Source organism: Hymenobacter sp. UYP22 (assembly GCF_040547285.1).
GTDB lineage: Bacteria > Bacteroidota > Bacteroidia > Cytophagales > Hymenobacteraceae > Hymenobacter.
Genome location: NZ_JBEPPK010000017.1, coordinates 1 through 19,160, shown reverse-complemented (window position 1 = coordinate 19,160; position 19,160 = coordinate 1). Strand labels below are relative to the sequence as shown.

Here is a 19,160-nt window from a genome sequence, read left to right as displayed (position 1 = left end):
TCCGTGGACAGCAGCCGGCCAAATTACTCAAACAGCACGCTTGGGCAGGGGCGCACCGACAGCAGCATGGAGCGGCCGAAGGTATTGGCACTAAAGGCGGCCTCATCCTGCTCCAAAGAAAACGAGATGCGGCTGACCAGCACACAATCGGGAAACTCCAGGTACTGGCCGCGCTTATCGTTGTTGAAGCGGATGCGGCCGCGCACGGCCACCGTAAAATCCAGCAGAATGGCGCGGGTTTGCAGGTGTAGCAGTGTCACATCTACCACCCCCGCCTGGGCCCAGAGCGTTACCAGCAGCTTTAGCCCAGCCTGCTCCACCTCAAAGTGAAGGCCGCCATTGTCGTTTTCGGAGGGCACCACTTCCAGGCCCTGCAAGAGGTCCAGCTCATCCCACTGCAACTGGCGCATACTTGCCATACGTATTGCGGACTTGCGGCTTACCGGCCTAGTAGGCAGTTTTGTTGATGATAACCTGAGCCGATTCCAGCTCGGCTTTGGGGGCCAGCGGCCGGATGCGTAGCAGGGCCTGCTCGGCTTCCAGGCGGGTCATGTAATCACCCACCCACAAACGGAAAATGGGCTGCTTGAAGGCCAGATAGTCGGTTTCCTCGGGGTAGCGGCTGATGACGGCCCGCCGAATAGCCATAGCCTGCTCCTTCTCCAGTCCCACATAGGCCAGAATGCGGTAACCCTGGGCGTACTTCACGTTCTGGTTGGTGAAGGCCTGGTCACGGAGGCGCTGCTCCACCTGGGCATTCACGTGGTTGGTAGGCGTTACAACCCGGGCCGGGGTAACTGGCGCAACCGATGCCTTCGGGGTTGCAAACGTGGGCCGGTAGCGGCTTAAGTCCTCGGCCGGTACTGGCGCGGCCGTAGCCGCTTTGCGCGCGGTATCGGGGGCCGGGGAAACGGCTGGGGCCGCCGGGCCGGAAGAGGCGCAGCTTCCCAGCGCAAACAGGGCGGATAACAGCAGCACGTTAGGTAACAGATGGTTCATGAGAAGATTCGGCCACTAAAGCCAGACTATTAGAGGAGCCAATCCGGTCGGCGCCAGCCTGCACCAGCGCCAGGGCAAACGCCCGCTCCCGGATACCGCCCGAGGCCTTGATACGCATGTGCGCCGGCAACGACTGCCGCATCAGGGCAATATCGGCCACCGAGGCCCCGCGGCTGGCAAAGCCGGTGGAGGTTTTCACGAAGTCAGCTCCAGCTTCCTCGCAGAGGCGACAAACCGTTACAATTTCCTCGTTGGTGAGCAAAGCCGTTTCGATGATGACTTTGAGCAGGGCCCCGCGCAGGTGGCACAGCTCGGCTAACTGCCCGATTTCCTCCTCCACTTCCGCCAGCCGGCCCGCTTTCAGGGCGCCCACATTGATAACCATATCCAGTTCCGTTGCGCCTTCGGTCAGGGCCTGGTGGGCTTCAAAGAACTTCACTTTGGCCAAGGAGTAGCCCAGCGGAAACCCAACAACGGTGCATACCGGCACACCGGTGCCGTGCAGTTGCTCAGCGGCCAGTCGCACGTAGCAGGGCGGCACGCACACGCTGGCAAAACGGTACTGGGCGGCTTCCCGGCAGAGTTGCGCAATCTGCTCCGGCGTAGCGTCCGGCTTCAGCAGAGTATGGTCGATGTGGGAGGCGAGGTTCACAGGCACAAAGGTACGAGGTGAGGCGAAGTAGGGCGCTATAACAAAAACCGCCCCAGCCTTGCGGCCGGGGCGGTTAAAACATCGGAATGAATCTGTGCTATCTAAAAAATCTGCACCATCTGTGATTTAGTCGATGAGCACGGCCCGGTCGTTGAGCAGATCGTCTTCTACCGATTTGTATTTCACGTCGCGCACGATGCGGCCATCCATGTACTGCACGCTCACTTTCTCGTTGCGGTTAGCCACTTTCTGCGACTTGGCAGGCTGCTGCTTTTCCAGCACGTCCGTCATGGCGCCGTCCTGCTCCAGGTCTTCGGGGCCAGCGCCCAGCGACACCGACGATACTTCCTTCTCGGCTTTCAGCTTGGGCTGGGGTGGCGCTACGGGCAGTTCGTCCTCGGTGAAGTACTCGGGCTCATCGTAGCCATCCTGGCCAGCCTGCATCGGCACATCGGCGCGGAACAGGAACTGAATGGTTTCCTCATTCACCTTGCTGATCATCTGCTTGAACAGCTCGAACGACTCGAACTTGTACACTAGTAGCGGGTCTTTCTGCTCGTACACGGCGTTCTGTACCACCTGCTTCAGGTCGTCCATAGCGCGCAGGTGCTTGGTCCAAGCTTCGTCGATAACCGACAGTACCACGACCTTCTCCATGCCCCGGATAATCTCCTGACCCTGCGAGGCCTGGGAGCGGCGCAGGTTGGCCACGGCCTGAATCTGCTTGCGGCCGTCGGTGAAGGGAATGGCAATGTTTTCGTAGGGCGCATTCTGACTCAGCAGGTCGTTAATGAGCGGCATGGAGTTGCCCCCGATGAACTCATTCTTGCTGTGGTAGTAGCTCAGGGCTTCGTCATAGAGCTTCTGGGTGAGCTGACCGGCGGCCATACCTCCCAAATCCTGGGCGGTCAGGTGGGTATCATAGCCGAACACGCGGATGATGGCGAGCTTGAAGTCCTCGTAGTCGTTGTTGCCTTTGTGGCCCACCACGATGTCCTCGCACACGTCATAAATCATGTTCCAGATGTCCAGCTCCAGCCGTTCCCCGTGCAGGGCGTTGCGGCGGCGCTTGTACACCACCTCGCGCTGGGCATTCATCACGTCATCGTACTCCAGCAGGCGCTTGCGGATGCCGAAGTTGTTTTCCTCCACCTTTTTCTGGGCGCGCTCAATGGAAGAGGTAATCATGGAGTGCTGAATCACTTCGCCTTCCTCCAGACCCATGCGGTCCATGAGTTTGGCAATGCGGTCGGAGCCGAACAAGCGCATCAGGTTATCCTCTAGGCTCACGAAAAACTGCGAAGAGCCTGGGTCGCCCTGGCGGCCGGCGCGGCCCCGCAGCTGACGGTCCACGCGGCGCGACTCGTGCCGCTCGGTGCCGATGATAGCCAGCCCGCCCGATTCCTTGGAGGTTTCTTTCAGCTTGATGTCGGTACCACGGCCGGCCATGTTGGTGGCAATGGTAACGGTGCCAGGGTAGCCGGCGGCGGCCACAATTTCGGCCTCACGCTGGTTCTGCTTGGCGTTGAGCACCTGGTGCGGAATGCCCTTGAACTTGAGCATGCGGCTCACCAGCTCCGAAATTTCTACCGAGGTGGTACCTACCAGCACGGGGCGGCCGGCCTGCACCAGGGTCTGGATTTCGTCGGCTACGGCGTTGTACTTCTCACGGACCGTCTTGTAGACTTTGTCGTGCTCGTCCTTGCGGGCAATGCCGCGGTTGGTGGGAATTACCACCACGTCGAGCTTGTAGATTTCCCAGAACTCGCCGGCCTCGGTTTCGGCAGTACCCGTCATGCCGCCCAGCTTGTGGTACATGCGGAAGTAGTTCTGCAGGGTCACGGTGGCGTAGGTCTGGGTGGCGTCTTCTACGCGCACGTTTTCCTTGGCCTCAATGGCCTGGTGCAGCCCGTCGGAGTAGCGGCGACCTTCCATTACGCGGCCGGTCTGCTCATCCACAATCTTCACCTTGCCGTCGTCGGTGAGGATGTATTGGTCATCCTTCTCGAACAGGGTGTAAGCTTTCAGCAGCTGGTTGATGGTGTGGATACGCTCCGACTTCACCTGGAAGTCGTCCATCACCTTCTCCTTGGTGTGCAGTTTTTCCTCGCCGGTCAGGCTCTCGTTTTTCTCGATGTTGGCCAGTTCCGAGCCGATATCGGGCATGATGAAGAAGCTGTGGTCTTCCCCTTCGCCGGTAATCAGGTCGACGCCTTTCTCGGTCAGCTCAATCTGGTTGTTTTTCTCGTCGATGGTGAAGAACAGCGGCTCATCGGCCTTGGGCATCTGGCGCTGGTTGTCCTGCAGGTAATGGTTCTCGGTTTTCTGCAGCACGGCACGCATGCCGGTTTCCGAGAGGAACTTAATGAGGGGCTTGCTCTTGGGCAGGCCGCGGTGGGCCCGGAACAGCATCAGACCGCCTTCGCCTTCCTTGGGCCCATCGTTGCCTTCTTTGATTAGGCGGCGGGCTTCCACCAGGTAGTTCTGCACCTGCTTTTTCTGGGCTTCCACCAGCTTCTGAATGCGGGGCTTAAGCTGGTAGAACTCGTGTACGTCACCGCGGGGCACGGGGCCCGAAATGATAAGCGGAGTCCGGGCGTCGTCAATCAGCACGGAGTCCACTTCGTCCACCATGGCGTAGTGATGCTTGCGCTGCACCAGCTCCTCGGGGTCGCGCGCCATGTTGTCGCGCAGGTAGTCGAAGCCGAATTCGTTGTTGGTGCCGTAGGTAATGTCAGCTAAGTAGGCTTTGCGGCGGGCGTCGGTGTTAGGCTGGTGCTTGTCGATGCAGTCCACCGAAATACCGTGGAACTCGAACAGGGGTGCATTCCACTCCGAGTCACGCTTGGCCAGGTAGTCGTTTACGGTTACCAAGTGCACGCCGCGCTTGGCCAGGGAATTCAGGAAGGCGGGCAGGGTTGAAACCAGGGTTTTGCCCTCACCCGTGGCCATTTCCGAAATCTTGCCCTGGTGCAGCACCACGCCGCCGATAATCTGCACGTCGTAGTGAATCATGTCCCAGGTTACCTCGGCCCCGGCGGCCAGCCACTTGTTGCTCCAAATGGCTTTATCGCCCTCAATGCGCACGTTGGGCTTACGGCTGGCGTATTCCCGGTCGTAGTCGGTGGCGGTAACGGTAAGCTGGCCGTTCTGGGTGTAGCGGCGGGCAGTGTCTTTGCAGATGGCGAAGGCTACCGGCAGCACTTCCATCAGCACTACTTCCAGCTCCTTATTGCGCTGCTTTTCCAGCGTATCAATCTGGTCGAACAGCTCCTCTTTCTGCACCGCGTCTAAGGAAGCATCCTCGTTTACGCGGGTGTGCAGGTTGGCAATCTGCTCGTCAATGGCTTTCAGGTGAGCGTTAATCCGGGCCCGTACTTCGTCAGTGCGGGCGCGCAGCTCGTCGTCGCTGAGTTGTGCCAGTTTGGCATATTCGGCGTTTACAAGCGCCACATACGGTACAATCTCCTTTAAATCCCGCTCCGACTTGGAGCCGAAAATTTTGGCGACGGTTTTACCTAGAAAATCAAACATGCTGGTTTACCTTAATTGAAACGCCGGGGCGCAACTCAAATTTACAGCGTTTTTCGGGAAAGTCCCGGCTCATTTACCGCAAACCCGTCGCCCTGGCCCCCAAAACGACAAAGCCCGTACCTCAAAGAGTGTGCGGGCTTTGTTGTTTCGGTTATGTTGTCAGGTACAGGAGCCACTTTCCGGCCCGGTTTTCGGCCCGGAGGCTAGTAGCGCACTACTACCTCCGTAGTATCGAAGGGCTGCAGGGTGAAGGGCTGATGGTAGCGGGTGAGCTGGCCGCCGTAGTTCACCTCCCAATTCACAGTAGTGGTGCTGGGTAGGGTCGAATCGACGACGTGGTAGCTGACAGTGCCGTAATCCTTGGGGCGTAAGCCGATGGTCGAGATATAGCCCTGGTCATACCAAGGGCCCCACACGTTAATAGCGTCGGGCACGGGGCCGGGCTTCTGCTCCACCCGAATTTTGAGCCAAGCGGGGGCAGCTACCGGAATGACCAAATCACGGTTTTTCTGGCCCTCCTCCACGTCCGGTTCTTCCCCCCATTTGGAGGCGTGTCCGTCTTTGGAAAACGCCTTCAACAGATAGGAAGTACCCTCAGCAGCCTCAAACTGAAAGCTGAAGCGGCCATTGGCGTCGGCTTGCTGGGGGGTAGCACTGGGGCTGTAGCCCGACTGCAGGCCACTGCCACTCTGGCCATATACCTCAATTGTGGCATACGGCACTGGCTTGTTGGTGCGCATCTCAATCACCTGGCCTTCTACCAGAGTAGGGCCGTCCTGTTTCTGGCAGGCGCTGAGCAGGCCACTCAGGGCCACTAGGGAGCAAAGGGTATAGAAATAATTCATCTGGAATGAGGGGTTGAATACGATAGTAAACCACGCCTGTCCAGCATTATTCTCCCAACCACAAGCTGCCATTAACCGACTTTATAAATAATCACACAGGAGTATTAATCAACTAAGCATTAAATATTTACCTACCAATATTTCATACTTCGCTAAACCCATAAAAACAGAACCCACCCTTATACAAAGTGGGTTCTGGTGCTGCTATGTCCTGGTAAGGTTACTCCTTGGCTGGGTCGCGGGGTACTAGCTTCTCCATAATGGAGGTGGAACCGGTAATGGCGGGCATTTTGGGCTTCAGGCTTTCCTCCTTGTCCGTGAGCTTTTTATAGAGCGTGAGGGCCTGGGCTACTACCTGGTCCATATTGTAGTATTTGTAGGTGGCTAAGCGGCCCACGAAGTGTACGTTGGGCGTTTCATCGGCCAGTTTCTTGTACTTGTTGTACAACTCGGCGTTTTCCAGGCGGGGTACGGGGTAGTACGGGTCACCTTCGGCTTTCGGGTACTCATACACCAAGGCCGTTTTGGGGTGTTTTTGGCCAGTGAGGGCCTTAAACTCCGTGATGCGGGTGTAGAGGTTGTCGTTAGGAAAGTTAACCACGGGGGCCGCCAGATGCTGCTCCTCGTTCAGCGTTTCGTGCTTGAACTCCAGGGAGCGGTAGGGTAGCTTGCCATATTTGAAGTCGAAGTACTCATCCACGGGGCCCGTGAAAATCATTTCCTTGAAGGGAATGAAGTCGATGATGTCGTGGTAATCGGTGTTGAGCATCACCTTGATGTTGGGGTGGTCCAGCATGCGCTCAAACATGCGGGTGTAGCCGTGCAAGGGCATCGCCTGGTATGTATCGGTGAAGTACCGGTCGTCGCGGTTGGTGCGCGTGGGCACGCGGCTGGTTACCGATTTGTCCAGCTCGGAGGGGTCGAGGCCCCACTGCTTGCGGGTGTAGTTCTTGAAGAACTTCTCATAGAGCTGACGACCTACTTTACTTACTACCACATCCTCAGAGGTGCGGATTACGGGTACTTCCTCAGCCTGCGACTCGAAGAACTGCTCCACCTCAAAGCTGTTCAGCGAGAGGCCGTACAGCTTGTTGATGGTGTCAAGGTTGATGGGCATGGGCACCAGTTGGCCATCCACGGAGGCCAATACGCGGTGCTCATAAGGGCGCCAATCGGTGAAATTGGAGAGGTACTCGAATACGTCCTTGGCGTTGGTGTGGAAGATATGCGGCCCGTACTTGTGGACCAGGATGCCATCCTCGTTGTAGTGGTCGAAGGCGTTGCCGGCAATGTGGCAGCGCTTGTCTACAATCAGCACTTTTTTGTTGGAGCGCGTGGCCAGCCGCTCGGCTAGCACACTACCGGCGAAACCGGCTCCTACGATGAGATAATCGAACATAGCTAGCGGTGTTTGGGGAAAAAGAATAGGGGGAGGTTGGGCAAGTAGCAGGTAAGGAGAAGGCACTAGGCCGTGGCAGCAAGCTTCCGGCGCAACAGGGCCACCATTTGCTCCCAGGTCTGGTCCCAGCTGATGGTAGCCAGGTACTCATCGGTGCGACGGCGCCAGTCGGTGTCCTGGGTTTGAGTCAGAGCTGTTTCAATGGCCTTGCCGAATTCAGCGGCCGTGGCGGCAATCTGTACCAGGTTTAGCTCGCCGTAAGGCCGCACCACGTCGCGGATAGGTGTGCTCACCACTGGCCGGCCGGCAGCCAGATACTCGGGCGTTTTGGTGGGCGAAATGAATTTGGTGCTCTCGTTGTCGGCGAAAAGCAGGGTAGCTACATCCCAACCCTGCAAATAGGCGGGTAGTTCCTGGTAGTCCTTACTGCCGAGGTAATGGATGTTCTGGTGGCGGGGCAGCAGGGCGTGGTCGATTTTTACCACCGGCCCGATGATAACGAACTGCCATTCCGGATGAGCTTCGGCCAACTGACCCAGCAGGTCAATATCCAGGCGTTCGTCAATTACTCCAAAAAAGCCTACGCGGGGGTGGGCAATGCCAGCCTGGTCCTGGGGCTCGGGCATGGGCTGGCGGGCCTGGCCGAAGTGGGCCTTATCGATGCTGCTCGGGAAAGGGTGCGCATCGGGGTGTTGCTGGCGTTTGGCCTCGTACAGCGTGTGGCCGCCCGTAAATACGTAATCAGCTTTCCGGAACAACTCCTGCTCCCGCTCCCGCAGCGCTGGCGGCGCAAACTTGAAAGCAGCCAGCTCATCCATGCAGTCGTAGATGGTGAGGCGGGGCGTGAAGTGGCGCGACTTGCCCAGAGCCATGGGCGTGTAGTACCAGAATAAATAGTTGCTGATACCTTGCTCCTGAAAATACTGGCTGAGCACTTCGTACTGCGCTTGGTCGGTGGCATCTTCCTGGCCGCGCAGGCAGTTGGGCAGGTGTACCACCAGCACTTTCAGGCCGTGTTGCCGCTCTTTCACCTCCATGTGTGGCTCCACCAAGTCGTCGGCGTGGAAGAAAGGCTCTTCCACATAAAACACCCGGCCCTGCTGCGCAAAGCGCGACATCAGGTGCTGGGGCCGCTGCCATACAAAATCCCAGTGTAAATGGGCAAAGCAGATTACATCGGGCAGGGCAGTGGGTACGGGTGTAGCAGGGGCAGCAGATTGAGGATGGTCAGAGGCACGCACGGGCGACTCCGCGGTTGACGACAGCGGCATAGAGGGGAGAAAAATATAAGGTCCAGGTGTCATTCGGCAGCAACACAAGCCCACGTACCGGACGGCTTAGTCCTGTACGCACGGTTTAGTAAAAGGATATCGTTCAGCTTGTTTTACGCTGTTTTTCGGCCCTCATCCGCCGCCCGATGCTAGCCTGCTTAGCCGGCTGTTACGGCTGCAACAGCCGTTGAAACTCCACTGCATCCTGCCAACCCTGAGCCGTGCGCAACCACTGCCGCCGTACGCCTACTTCGGTGAAACCAGCTCCTCTGAACAAACGCAGGCTAGCGCCATTGTCGGCGGCTATGGTGCAGAACAGCTGATGGAGCCGCAACACGTGGCGGGCGTAGGGCAGTAACAGAGCCAGGGCAGCTTGGGCGTAGCCCTGTTGCCGGTGCCGGGCCAGAATGGTGATGCCCACGCCGGCGCGCTGGTGCAGAGGCTCAAACCCAAAAATATCCAGCGTACCTACTGCCGTACCGGTAGCCACCTCCCCTATCACCAACCGCAACTGCCGCACCTCAAAAAAATCAGCCGCCGCGCTATCCAAATACTGCCGCAAAGTGTGCCGCGACACGGGCACCAGCGTATCCGACACACCCCACACCGAAGGGTCGTTTTCCAGGGCATAAAGAAACTCCAGGTCCTCGGCTTCCAGGGGGCGCAGGAAAATCAGGTCGGAGCGGAGCATGGGCGGAACTATGGCCGATTCAGTTGAAAAATACCTGGGGGGCGCCCGCCATCAGCCGCACCGCTATGGGCCCCTCCTCGGGCACGGCAACAGTGCGGGTTCGTAGCCGTGAGCCGGCGGGCAGCAACACATCTGCCTCGTAATAACTGCCCATGAACCGCACAGCCTGTACCTCTGCTGGCACTCCAGATTCGGTAGTGGGCAGTAGCTGCACGTTTTCTGGCCGAACCAGCAGAGCCGTACCGGGCAGCTTGCGGCGGGGTGCAGCCAGCAAGGCGCGCATATCGGGGCCCGATACCGTTGCATAGTCCCCGAGCAACGCGGCCGCGTATTCATTTATGGGCTGACGGTACACCTGCTCAGGCGGGCCTTGCTGAATGAGTTGCCCTTGTTGCAGTACCAATAGCTCATCGGCCCAGGGCAGAGTATCGGCCGAGTCATGCGACACCAGCAGGCAGGTAATAGCCAGCTGTTCACCCACTTCCTGAATAATGCGCTGCATCTGCTGCTTGTGGCCCCGGTCGAGGTTGGAGAAGGGCTCATCCAGCAGCAGCAGGCGCGGGGCCGACAGCAGCAGCCGGGCCAGGGCCACCCGCTGCTGCTCCCCGCCCGACAGCTCATCGGTGCGACGGGGCAGCAACTGCGTAATCCGGCACACTTCGTACACGGCGGCAGCTTCGGCGGCGGGCCGCTTGCTGGCGTAGCGTAGCACCTGCTCCACCCGCAAAGAGTGCGGCAACTCCGACTTCTGCGACAAGTACACGATGCCGGGGTGGCTGGGTACCAGTATTTCCTGGGGGCCTTTCACGCGGCGGCCCGCAAACCGAATTTCGCCGGCGGTGGGTTGCACTAAGCCCGCAATGCATTGCAACAGAGTGCTTTTTCCCGCTCCCGACTCACCGACCAATGCCAGCCGCTGCCCGGGCTCCTGCCGAAAGCTGATGTTTTGCAACGCCACTGCGCCGCGCTCAGCCAGGCTTAAGTTGGTTACGGTGAGAAAGTCGTCGGTTTCGGGCATTGGGTTAAGCAAAGGTCGGCTACGTTACACCTCAATGGTGCCACTGAACACGCGCTGGGCCGGGCCACTGAGGTACACGTTGGTGAAAGAACCATCGGGGCGGGCCTCGTAGGCCACGTGCAGGTCGCCGCCGGGGGTGCGCAGGTGCACGGGGCTGGTAGCGCCCCGCTTGCTGGCAGCCAAGGCCACGGCCGTTACGCCGGTGCCGCAGCTCAGGGTTTCGTCCTCCACGCCCCGCTCGTAGGTGCGCACCTGCCAGGGCTGCCCGGGCACGGCCGGGGCTTCCACGAAGTTGACGTTGGTGCCTCTCTCCCGAAACCGCTCATTATAGCGAATGGCGCGGCCCTCCGTAAACACGTTCAGCTCGGCCAGGGTGCTGGTGGGCTGGAAGCGCACCAGGTGGGGGGAGCCGGTATCCAGAAAAATGCCGTACTCCTCTACTTCCTGCTGGCCCAGCACATCCTGCATGCGCAAGTGCACCAACCCTGTATTGTCGATGTGGGCTTCGTGCGGACCATCAGCCGCCTGGAAACGCGTTTCCCGGTCAATCAGGCCCAAGTCGTGGGCAAAGGCTACGGCGCAGCGGCTGCCGTTACCGCACAAAGACCCCACATAGCCATCGGCGTTGAAGTACACCATCTCAAAATCCAGCTGCTGGTGGGGGCGCAGCAAAATCAGCCCATCAGCCCCAATACCGCGGCGCCGGTCGCAGAGGAAGCGCACCAATTGGTGGTTGTCGGCGTCGAAGTGCTGGGCCCGGTCATCTAGCAGCACAAAGTCGTTGCCGGTGCCCTGGTACTTAAAGAAGGAAAGTGTCGTCATACCCGTCAAATCAGAAAGCAAAGATGGCACCTAGCAGCCGGAACACCGCTCATGCGTTACGATAACCACGGCTTCAGGCAACTGCTTTTCGCAGCAAAGCAAGTTGGCCGGTGTGGTACTGGTTGTGCTGAACTACTCCGTGCAACAACACATAATACGAGCCCGGCGTGCCAGCCGGGTAGTCCGCCGAGGGCGTGGGCAGCTGCAGCAGGTTTTCATCCGTTAGCGCCTGCACCGCCGCCAGCAATTCCGTGTGCGCGGCCTGCAAATCGGCTAACGCCTGCTGCCAGGCGGCATCATGGGGTACGGTGGGCAGTGAGGGCCAGTTTTCCGCATCAGTAGGGCCGATGAGCGTGTGGGTGGCCAGGCGTTGCCGCACTACCCGCAGCCACGTGGTGAGGTGCAGCACAATTTCCCAGATGCTGTGCGCCCCCGCCAGCGGGTGGGCCGCCGCCTGCGCCGCCGAAAGCCCCGCCAGCGTTGATTGTAGGTTGGGCCCCGACCAGGCGTCGCCGTCGAAGGCACGGTGCAGCTGGTCGAGCAGGCGGTTGATTTCGGACATGAGTGTAGCGGCGTGGTGTACGGCCTTGTACGATACCAGCCGAAACTTCGCCATGCCGTACCTTTGCCTCCCTGCCTGACCGGGCAGCCTACTTCCCGATCTATGTACACGTTTCTGACTACCAGCCCCTGGGCCGATTACGAGCTGATTGACGCCGGCAACTTTGAAAAGCTGGAGCGCTTCGGCAAGCACATCCTGGCCCGGCCCGAGCCCCAGGCCATTTGGGACCCGCACCTGCCCGCTTCGGAGTGGCAGCGCGCCAATGCCATTTTCACCCGCGAAAAAGGCAGCCAGGAACGGGGCCAGTGGAAAATCAAGGCCGGCACGCCCGAGCAGTGGGTAATTGGCTACGAGCGGCCCGACGGGCTGAAGCTGCGGTTCCGGCTGGGCATGTCGTCGTTTAAGCACGTGGGGCTGTTCCCGGAGCAGGACCCCAACTGGCAGTTTATCTATACCCAGACGCGAAAGCGCCGGGCCGCCCAGCCCCGGGTGCTCAACCTGTTTGCCTACACCGGAGCTGCTACCCTGGCCGCCCGCGCCGCCGGAGCCGATGTGACCCACCTGGATTCGGTGAAGCAGGTGAACTTCTGGGCCCGCGACAATATGGAGGCCTCCAACCTGGATGGAGTGCGCTGGCTGGTGGAAGACGCCATGAAGTATGTGAAGCGCGAAGTAAAGCGCGGCAGCAAGTACCAGGGCCTTATCCTCGACCCGCCCGCCTACGGCCGCGGCCCCAACGGCGAAAAGTGGCAGCTGGAGGACGAACTCAACGAAATGCTTAAGCTCTGCAAGGAGCTACTCGACCCCGAGGACCACTTTTTCCTAATTAACCTGTATTCCCTGGGTTTCTCGGCCCTGATTCTGGAAAATCTGGTACACGAAATTTTCCCGGCAGCCCGCCAGACCCGCGAAATCGGGGAAATTTACCTGCACGATGCAGCGGCGCGTAAACTGCCCCTGGGCACGTTTTGCCGGTTCGGTAATTAGGGTAAGAGGGTAAGCGTTCAGGAGTTGATCTGTTAAGAAGGTCTTTCCTCCGAAAAGCTTACCCCCCTACCTTCCTACCCGCTCACCCTCCTACCCTCTCCTAACGTGCATCATCCGCTCCACCGCCGCCTGGCCCTCATTGATATGGGCACCAACACCTTTCATTTGCTGATTGTGGAAATGCCCGAGGCCCGCCACGCGCAGCCCGTTAAGCTACTGCGCACGAAAGTGGGCGTGCGCCTGGGTGAAGGCGGCATCAGCCAGGGCCGCATTGCCGAGGCCCCCTACGAGCGCGCTTTGCACGCTCTGGCCGGTTTCAAGGAGGAAATGGAGCTGCACCAGGTTACCGATGTGCGCGCCACGGCCACCAGCGCCATGCGCGTATCCCAAAACGGCCCCCAGCTGGTGCAGGATATCTTCGAGCAAACTGGTATCCGGGTAGAAGTAATTGGCGGCGACCGGGAAGCTGAGCTTATTGCCAAAGGCGTGCGGCAAGCCGTGGCCTTGGGCCCGGCGCCCCACCTGCTTATGGATATTGGCGGGGGCTCGGTGGAGTTTATTGTGGCCGATGACAGCCACATTTTCTGGAAGCGTAGCTTTGAAATCGGGGCCCAACGCCTGCTCGACAAGTTTTTTCCCGACCCCAGTGGCGTGTTCCCGCCCGAGGCCGTAGCCGCCGAGCAGGCCTATCTGCGGGAAGTGCTGCAGCCCCTGGCCGAAGCCATGCAGCAGTTTCGGCCGGTGGGCTTGGTGGGTGCGTCCGGCTCCTTTGATAGCCTAGCCGATATGCAGCTGGGCCGGCTGCGCACCGAAGCCGAGCTGCCGCCCAGCTCCGACCTGACGTTTGAAGGCTTCCGCCACAGCTACCAGCAGATGCTCAGCCTTACCCACGAGCAGCGCGTGGCCCTGCCCGGTATCTTACCCATGCGCGCCGATATGCTGGTAGTGGCCTCGGTACTCATCGACTACGTGCTGCAGCTCACCGGCATTACCAACATCCGCACCTCAGCGTATGCCCTGAAAGAAGGTTTACTGGCTGAAATGCTGGCCACCCCCGAGTAACCCTTAGTCCTATCATTCCGAGCAGGTGGCGCATCAATCCAGTGCCAAGGAATCTGGGGTAACCGTTTCGGCCCATACCCCAGATTCCTCCCCTTGCTCGCAATGACAAGGCCTTTCTCCGACTTATTCTCAAACCTCAGCGGCTTCCGCTACGTGCGTGCTCCACCCATGACTCCTACCCTATTCTCCTACTCCCAGCTGTTTGCCTTCACCGAAACCGTTTTCCGCAGCATGGGTTGCCCCGAGGCCTATGCTACGCAAGCCACGGAAACGTTGCTGTCGGCGGATTTGCGCGGGGTGGATTCGCACGGGGTGGCACGGCTGGTGGGCTACGTGCGCCTCTGGGAAGCGGGCCGCATCAACGCTACGCCCCGCATCGGCGTCACCTACGAAACGCCCAGCACCGCCGTGGTGGATGGCGACGGAGGTTTGGGCCTGGTCGTTGGCCCCCGGGCTATGCAGGTGGCTCTGGAAAAAGCCCGGCAGGTGGGCACTGGCTGGGTATCGGTGAAGAATTCCAACCACTTCGGCATTGCCGGCTACCACGCCATGCAGGCCCTGGCCCATGACATGATTGGCGTGGCCATGACCAACGCCTCACCCCTGGTAGCGCCAACCTACTCGCTGGAGCGGCTGCTGGGCACCAACCCCATTGCCGTGGCCGTACCCGCCGGTGAGCAGCCCGATTTTGTGCTGGATATGGCTACCACCACCGCCGCCAACGGCAAGCTGGAAATTGCCCAGCGCAAAAACCTCCCTATTCCCGAAGGCTGGGCTCAGGATGCGCAGGGCACAGGCTCTACGGATGCCAACGCCGTGAAAAACGGCGGCGCGCTGCTGCCGCTGGGCGGGGTTACCGGCTCGCACAAGGGCTATGGGCTAGGTGCCGTGGTGGATATCTTCTCGGCCGTGCTCAGTGGGGCCAATTACGGCCCCTGGGTACCGCCGTTCGTGGCGTTCCTGCAGCCCTCTGCCAATCCGGTGGGCCAGGGCCTCGGGCACTTCTTCGGAGCCATGCGGGTGGATGCCTTCCGCCCTGCCGACGAGTTCAAGGCCCACATGGACAACTGGATTACTACGTTCCGTTCGGCTCAGGCCGTGGAGGGCCACCAAGTGCTTATCCCCGGCGACCCGGAGCGGGAAACCTCGGCCGTACGCTTAATTGACGGCATTCCCCTACTCGACGCAGTTATTAAAGACCTGGAGACGGTGGGTAACAAGTTTGGCGTGAAGCTGTAAATCCCCGATGGTGCAGATAAGGCAGATGCCACAGCTTCATACGACGGTCGTATGAAGCTGTGGCATCTGCCTTATCTGCACCATCGGGGATTTATATCATCTGATTGTCCCGATCGAGCAAGCTGGCTACGGCCACATCCTGATTCAGGTATTTCGAAGAATATGACTGATCAGGACCATTCAGAAACAGGCAGGTCTGGCCTTCCACGGCGGCAATAATGGCGTCCTTCTGATCCATGGGCAACGCGGGGCAACCCAAGCTGCGGCCCAAACGGCCATTTTGCCGGATGAAGTCCTCGCTCACGTAATCAGCACCGTGCATCACCACCGAGCGGCTCAGGGCATTGGTGTTGTAGCCCTCATCCAAGCCTTTAAGCTTGAGTGAGCGGCCGTGCTTGCCCTGGTACTCGCCTTGGGTTACGTAAAAGCCCAGGCTGCTCATGTTCGACTCGTTCTCGTTGGAGAAGTTGGTAGCCATGTTTTCGCCGGAATTGTGGCCGTGGGCCACCAGCGTGTGGAACTTCACTTGCTTGGCCTCCAAGTCCAGCACCCACAGGCGCTTTTCCGTGGAGGGTAACTCGAAATCAACTACGGTCAGCAACTGCTTTTCGCTAAGCTTACCTTGCTTGTCCAAGTTGAGGTAACCGGTCATGGCCTTCTCGAATACCTCAAAGCGCAGGCCCTGCTGCTCCACCTGCAGGTCGCGGTAGAGGTCGTGCAGGTGCTGGTTGAACAGCGTAGTTTTGGTAACTGCCGCCGTAGGCAAGCGCATTTCGGAGCTCGTGGTGGCCGCTTTGGAGCGCACCGGGGCAGCTAGTGGCGTGGCCAGAAACAGGGATGCCACGAAAGGCAAAATCCGGCGCGCCACTCGGCGGGCCCGGCGTTTGATACGCTGACGGCGCACTACACTCTGGTTTTCCATCGACACAGTTCGGTTTCAGGTTTTGAACAACACGCCTGGGCATTTGAAAATCAGGCGCACGTGTTCTTACGAGTATTCGGCCATTGCAGATGCCTATAAGCACCCGAATAGTACCTGAATGTAAGGATAAAATGGCCCGTTTAATTCCCTCATCATTCAGAACCGGCCAAGCCAGAACCGGCATACGGTAATATACCATCGGTATTTTACTATTTAATTACCGACTTTAGAAACCCCAAATTCGCTCTTCGCGGCGTCACCCGCCGTTTCTTTTTTCCCACCAACCAATTCCCACATGTACACAAGTACCCCCTCCCGGTGGCGCAAGCTCACCCTGGCCGCCGCTGCCCTTTTTGTTCTGGGCGGCCAACCCGCCAACGCCCAAAAAGTAGTGCTGCAAGGCTACTGGTGGGACTATTGGAACTCTAACTACCCCAATGGCTGGGCCAACTACATTGCCCTGCTGGCTCCGCGCCTGAAAGCCATGGGCATTGATGCCGTGTGGCTGCCCCCGAGCATCAAGAACGGTAATCAGGGCAACGGCTACTCCCCCTTCGATAACTACGACCTCGGGGATAAGTACCAAAAAGGCTTCACCGCCACCCGCCTGGGTAACAAGGATGAGCTGCTGCGGGCCGTGGCCGTGCTGCACGCCAACGGCATTGAGGTGGTGCAGGATATTGTGCTCAACCACAACGACGGCGCCGGCTCCCAAACTGGCGGCGGTGGCCAGGACCCCGCCGCTTGGGAAGATGGCTCGACCAGCAAGTACAAGAACTTCCGGTACGTGAGTTACACCAAGCCCGCTACCGACGAAACGGCCGCCAACTACCTGGCCCGCAACGGCCGCTTCCCCAAAAACTGGCAGAACTTCAACCCCAACCCCGGCAATAACTCCACCTCCGGCGACTGGAATGCCGTGTACTTCGGGCCCGATGTGAGCTACTATAACGGCTCCTACGGCCAGAGCTCCAACGCTACCTTTAACCCTACCCAGGGCGCCGACTACATGCGCAATGAGGTGCGCAACTGGCTGGTGTGGTACAAGAAGCAGGAAGGCTTTGATGGCGTGCGCCTGGATGCCGTGAAGCACTTCCCCGACTTTGCCATGGAGGATTTCCTCTACAACATGCAAAGCAACGCCGGTTGGGCCAGCGGCGGCGCTACCATGTACGCCGTGGGCGAATGGGTAGGCTCCTCGGGGCAGATGGACAACTGGGTAGGCAACGTGCAGAACCGCGCCGGCACCTTCGATTTCTCCCTGCGCAACGGCCTTTACAGCATTGTGAGTGGGGGCGGCAACTTTGATTTGGGCAGCCTGCCCAGCTACCAGCAGGGAGCCCGGGTGGTGAACATCAACGGCACCTACGTGCACCGCACCGTGCCTTTCGTGAACAACCACGACACCTTCCGCCCCCAGACGGACGCCAACGGCAACTACACCGGCTGGAATACCGGCTCGGAGCTGGCGCCCCACATCGACCCCTCGGACGGCCGCCTCTCCCCGGCCTACGCGGCGGCCCTGGCCGTGGATGGCTCTCCCCAGATTTTCTTCGAGGACCTGTTCAACATTGGCAGCACCAGCAAGCGGTATTCCCACCAGCCCACCAGCACCACCGACCTACCCCAGCGCTCCGACATCGAAAACCTGATTTGGTGTCACCAGAACCTGCGCTTTAAGGATGGTGCCTACAAAGTGCGCTGGCAGGCCGCCGACCACCTGGTAATTGAGCGGAGCACCAAGGCCCTAATCGGCATCAACGACAACTGGAATACCTGGCAGAACAGTACCGTCAGCTGTGACTTTGCGCCCGGCACGGTACTGAAGGACTACTCCGGGGCCAACGGCACGGCTACCGTAACGGTAAGCGCCTCCCAAACCGTGAGCATCAACACGCCGCCCTGCAACGGCACGGCCACGGGCGGCCGCCGCGGCTACTCGGTGTGGGCCCCCACCGGCATCGGCACCAACTACAACCGCGCGGCCATGGCGACTACTCAGGAGTGGGAACTGGCCGATGACCTGGGCGATTCGCACGCCTCCTCGCTGAAACAGGGCGGGCAGCTGCCGGCTTCGTCTACGGCTTACCGCACGGCGGGCCGCATATACGTGGCCTCGGGCAAGGCGGTAACCTACACCCTCTTTCCCACCGATGCTACCCGCAGCTTAGCCGTTGAAGTTGTAAGTGGCACCACCATTGTGAGCAGCAAAACCGGCACCGGCACCCTCACAGGCACCTACACGCCCACGGCTACCGGCTGGCTGACGCTGCGCGCCAAGAATGCCGCTACCACCAACCCCGCCCAGCGTGCTTTCGTGAAGGCTACCTACACGGCTCCGGCCGTACTCACCAGCACCGCCCTGCGCGAGTCTACCATCACGGCCACCAAGGAAGCCACCGTAACTGGTGCCGATTTGGCCGTGTACCCCAACCCCACCGCCGCCGACCGGATTGATGTAGTGGTGCAGTCGCCGAAGGAAACGGCCGCTACCCTGCGCCTCATTGACCTGCTGGGCCGCCCGGTTCACGAGCAATCCGTGCGCCTGTACCCCGGCTCCACCGAGCAGCGCCTGCGCGTGACGCGCACCCTGCCCGCCGGCGTCTACCATCTGACTATCCCGGAGCTAGGCCTAAGCCGCAAAGTGGTAGTGAAATAACTACTAGTTCTGTTTCATTAAAGAGCCCCGCTGGAATAATCCGGCGGGGCTTTTTTCTTCTGCCTCAGAAGCTGATTTTATTTCATGTAAGACCATTTGTTTGCGCTTTTATTGTCTCACGCCAGCCATACAAACCACCATCACCATTTTGTCCCCAGACACCGTCAGCTAAGAATCTGCTAATGAATTCTGGGAGAGATGAAGTCAATATCACGTCCTCTTCAGTCTTGTGATTGTTATTGACGATGTAATAAACTTCTGGATTCTGCTCATCGAGAAGCAAGTCCCAAGTATCACTAAAAATCATATAGTCAGCAATCGGGAACCGCAGCCGGTCAGGATGTGCTCCTCTCGCGTGACGAATTTCTTCCAGAATGTCAGCCGGCGACAATACTCTAAATAAGAACCTGTTTAGGAAGGGGGCAACAGGCTAAAACAGAAAGGACTCCCACAACATGAGCGAAATTTGAGGTGCGACCCATCTCCTTTCTCTCCGCT

Annotated in this window: 17 protein-coding genes and 1 pseudogene; 4 read left to right on the top strand and 14 right to left on the bottom strand. The window is 59.4% G+C overall.

Features of this window, described 5'->3' with window-relative positions:
* Nucleotides 1-23: 23 nt before the first annotated feature.
* The 12 genes and pseudogenes from ABIB60_RS19830 to ABIB60_RS19780 form a co-directional block, all read right to left on the bottom strand.
* The gene (locus ABIB60_RS19830; RefSeq protein ID WP_354582115.1) at nt 24-410 is read right to left on the bottom strand and encodes a hypothetical protein; all 387 of its coding nucleotides are present in this window, start codon (nt 408-410) and stop codon (nt 24-26) included.
* Between the two features lie 37 nt (nt 411-447).
* Nucleotides 448-999, bottom strand: coding sequence for a sporulation protein (locus tag ABIB60_RS19825; protein ID WP_354582114.1), 552 nt, complete (start codon nt 997-999; stop codon nt 448-450).
* Entirely contained in the window at nt 980-1,651 is a 672-nt protein-coding gene (deoC, locus tag ABIB60_RS19820; protein ID WP_354582113.1) for a deoxyribose-phosphate aldolase, read from the bottom strand. Before deoC ends, ABIB60_RS19825 begins: the two co-directional genes overlap by 20 nt.
* A 126-nt stretch (nt 1,652-1,777) precedes the next feature.
* Entirely contained in the window at nt 1,778-5,185 is a 3,408-nt protein-coding gene (secA, locus tag ABIB60_RS19815; RefSeq protein WP_354582112.1) for a preprotein translocase subunit SecA, read from the bottom strand.
* A 203-nt stretch (nt 5,186-5,388) separates the two neighbouring features.
* Nucleotides 5,389-6,030 (bottom strand): peptidase associated/transthyretin-like domain-containing protein, encoded by a 642-nt coding sequence (locus tag ABIB60_RS19810; protein ID WP_354582111.1) that lies wholly within the window; start codon nt 6,028-6,030, stop codon nt 5,389-5,391.
* 220 nt (nt 6,031-6,250) lie between these two features.
* Complete coding sequence (gene glf / locus ABIB60_RS19805; protein ID WP_315996847.1) at nt 6,251-7,429, bottom strand: UDP-galactopyranose mutase; 1,179 nt, start codon at nt 7,427-7,429, stop codon at nt 6,251-6,253.
* A 65-nt stretch (nt 7,430-7,494) separates the two neighbouring features.
* Nucleotides 7,495-8,700: a glycosyltransferase family 1 protein gene (locus ABIB60_RS19800; RefSeq protein WP_354582110.1), complete on the bottom strand. Its 1,206-nt coding sequence runs from the start codon at nt 8,698-8,700 to the stop codon at nt 7,495-7,497.
* A gap of 169 nt (nt 8,701-8,869) precedes the next feature.
* Nucleotides 8,870-9,391: a GNAT family N-acetyltransferase gene (locus ABIB60_RS19795; RefSeq protein ID WP_354582109.1), complete on the bottom strand. Its 522-nt coding sequence runs from the start codon at nt 9,389-9,391 to the stop codon at nt 8,870-8,872.
* Between the two features lie 19 nt (nt 9,392-9,410).
* Nucleotides 9,411-9,674 carry a TOBE domain-containing protein gene (locus ABIB60_RS22440; RefSeq protein WP_502915143.1) on the bottom strand — a complete coding sequence of 88 codons (264 nt, stop codon included), beginning with the start codon at nt 9,672-9,674 and terminating at the stop codon, nt 9,411-9,413.
* Nucleotides 9,675-9,983: 309 nt separating this feature from the next.
* Nucleotides 9,984-10,313 (bottom strand): annotated as a pseudogene (locus ABIB60_RS22435) (ATP-binding cassette domain-containing protein); the annotation flags it as partial.
* A gap of 120 nt (nt 10,314-10,433) precedes the next feature.
* Entirely contained in the window at nt 10,434-11,231 is a 798-nt protein-coding gene (gene dapF, locus ABIB60_RS19785; protein ID WP_354582107.1) for a diaminopimelate epimerase, read from the bottom strand.
* A gap of 73 nt (nt 11,232-11,304) precedes the next feature.
* A complete protein-coding gene (locus ABIB60_RS19780) occupies nt 11,305-11,793 on the bottom strand; it encodes a DinB family protein (RefSeq protein WP_354582106.1) in 489 nt (162 codons plus the stop codon).
* Nucleotides 11,794-11,895: 102 nt separating this feature from the next.
* Here ABIB60_RS19780 and ABIB60_RS19775 point away from each other — a divergent pair, with 102 nt between their 5' ends.
* From ABIB60_RS19775 to ABIB60_RS19765, 3 genes are all read left to right on the top strand, one after another.
* On the top strand, nt 11,896-12,780 hold the full coding sequence (locus tag ABIB60_RS19775) for a class I SAM-dependent methyltransferase (RefSeq protein ID WP_354582105.1): 885 nt from the start codon (nt 11,896-11,898) through the stop codon (nt 12,778-12,780).
* A gap of 105 nt (nt 12,781-12,885) precedes the next feature.
* Nucleotides 12,886-13,842, top strand: a complete 957-nt coding sequence (locus tag ABIB60_RS19770) for a Ppx/GppA phosphatase family protein (RefSeq protein WP_354582104.1) — start codon at nt 12,886-12,888, stop codon at nt 13,840-13,842.
* 168 nt (nt 13,843-14,010) lie between these two features.
* Complete coding sequence (locus ABIB60_RS19765) at nt 14,011-15,081, top strand: Ldh family oxidoreductase (RefSeq protein WP_354582103.1); 1,071 nt, start codon at nt 14,011-14,013, stop codon at nt 15,079-15,081.
* Nucleotides 15,082-15,172: 91 nt separating this feature from the next.
* Here ABIB60_RS19765 and ABIB60_RS19760 read toward each other — a convergent pair whose 3' ends face one another.
* The gene (locus tag ABIB60_RS19760) at nt 15,173-16,003 is read right to left on the bottom strand and encodes a murein L,D-transpeptidase catalytic domain family protein (protein ID WP_354582102.1); all 831 of its coding nucleotides are present in this window, start codon (nt 16,001-16,003) and stop codon (nt 15,173-15,175) included.
* Between the two features lie 295 nt (nt 16,004-16,298).
* Between ABIB60_RS19760 and ABIB60_RS19755 the strand changes: the two genes are divergently transcribed.
* Complete coding sequence (locus ABIB60_RS19755; RefSeq protein WP_354582101.1) at nt 16,299-18,662, top strand: alpha-amylase family glycosyl hydrolase; 2,364 nt, start codon at nt 16,299-16,301, stop codon at nt 18,660-18,662.
* Between the two features lie 82 nt (nt 18,663-18,744).
* Here ABIB60_RS19755 and ABIB60_RS19750 read toward each other — a convergent pair whose 3' ends face one another.
* Nucleotides 18,745-19,053, bottom strand: coding sequence for a hypothetical protein (locus ABIB60_RS19750; RefSeq protein ID WP_354582100.1), 309 nt, complete (start codon nt 19,051-19,053; stop codon nt 18,745-18,747).
* Nucleotides 19,054-19,160 lie beyond the last annotated feature (107 nt).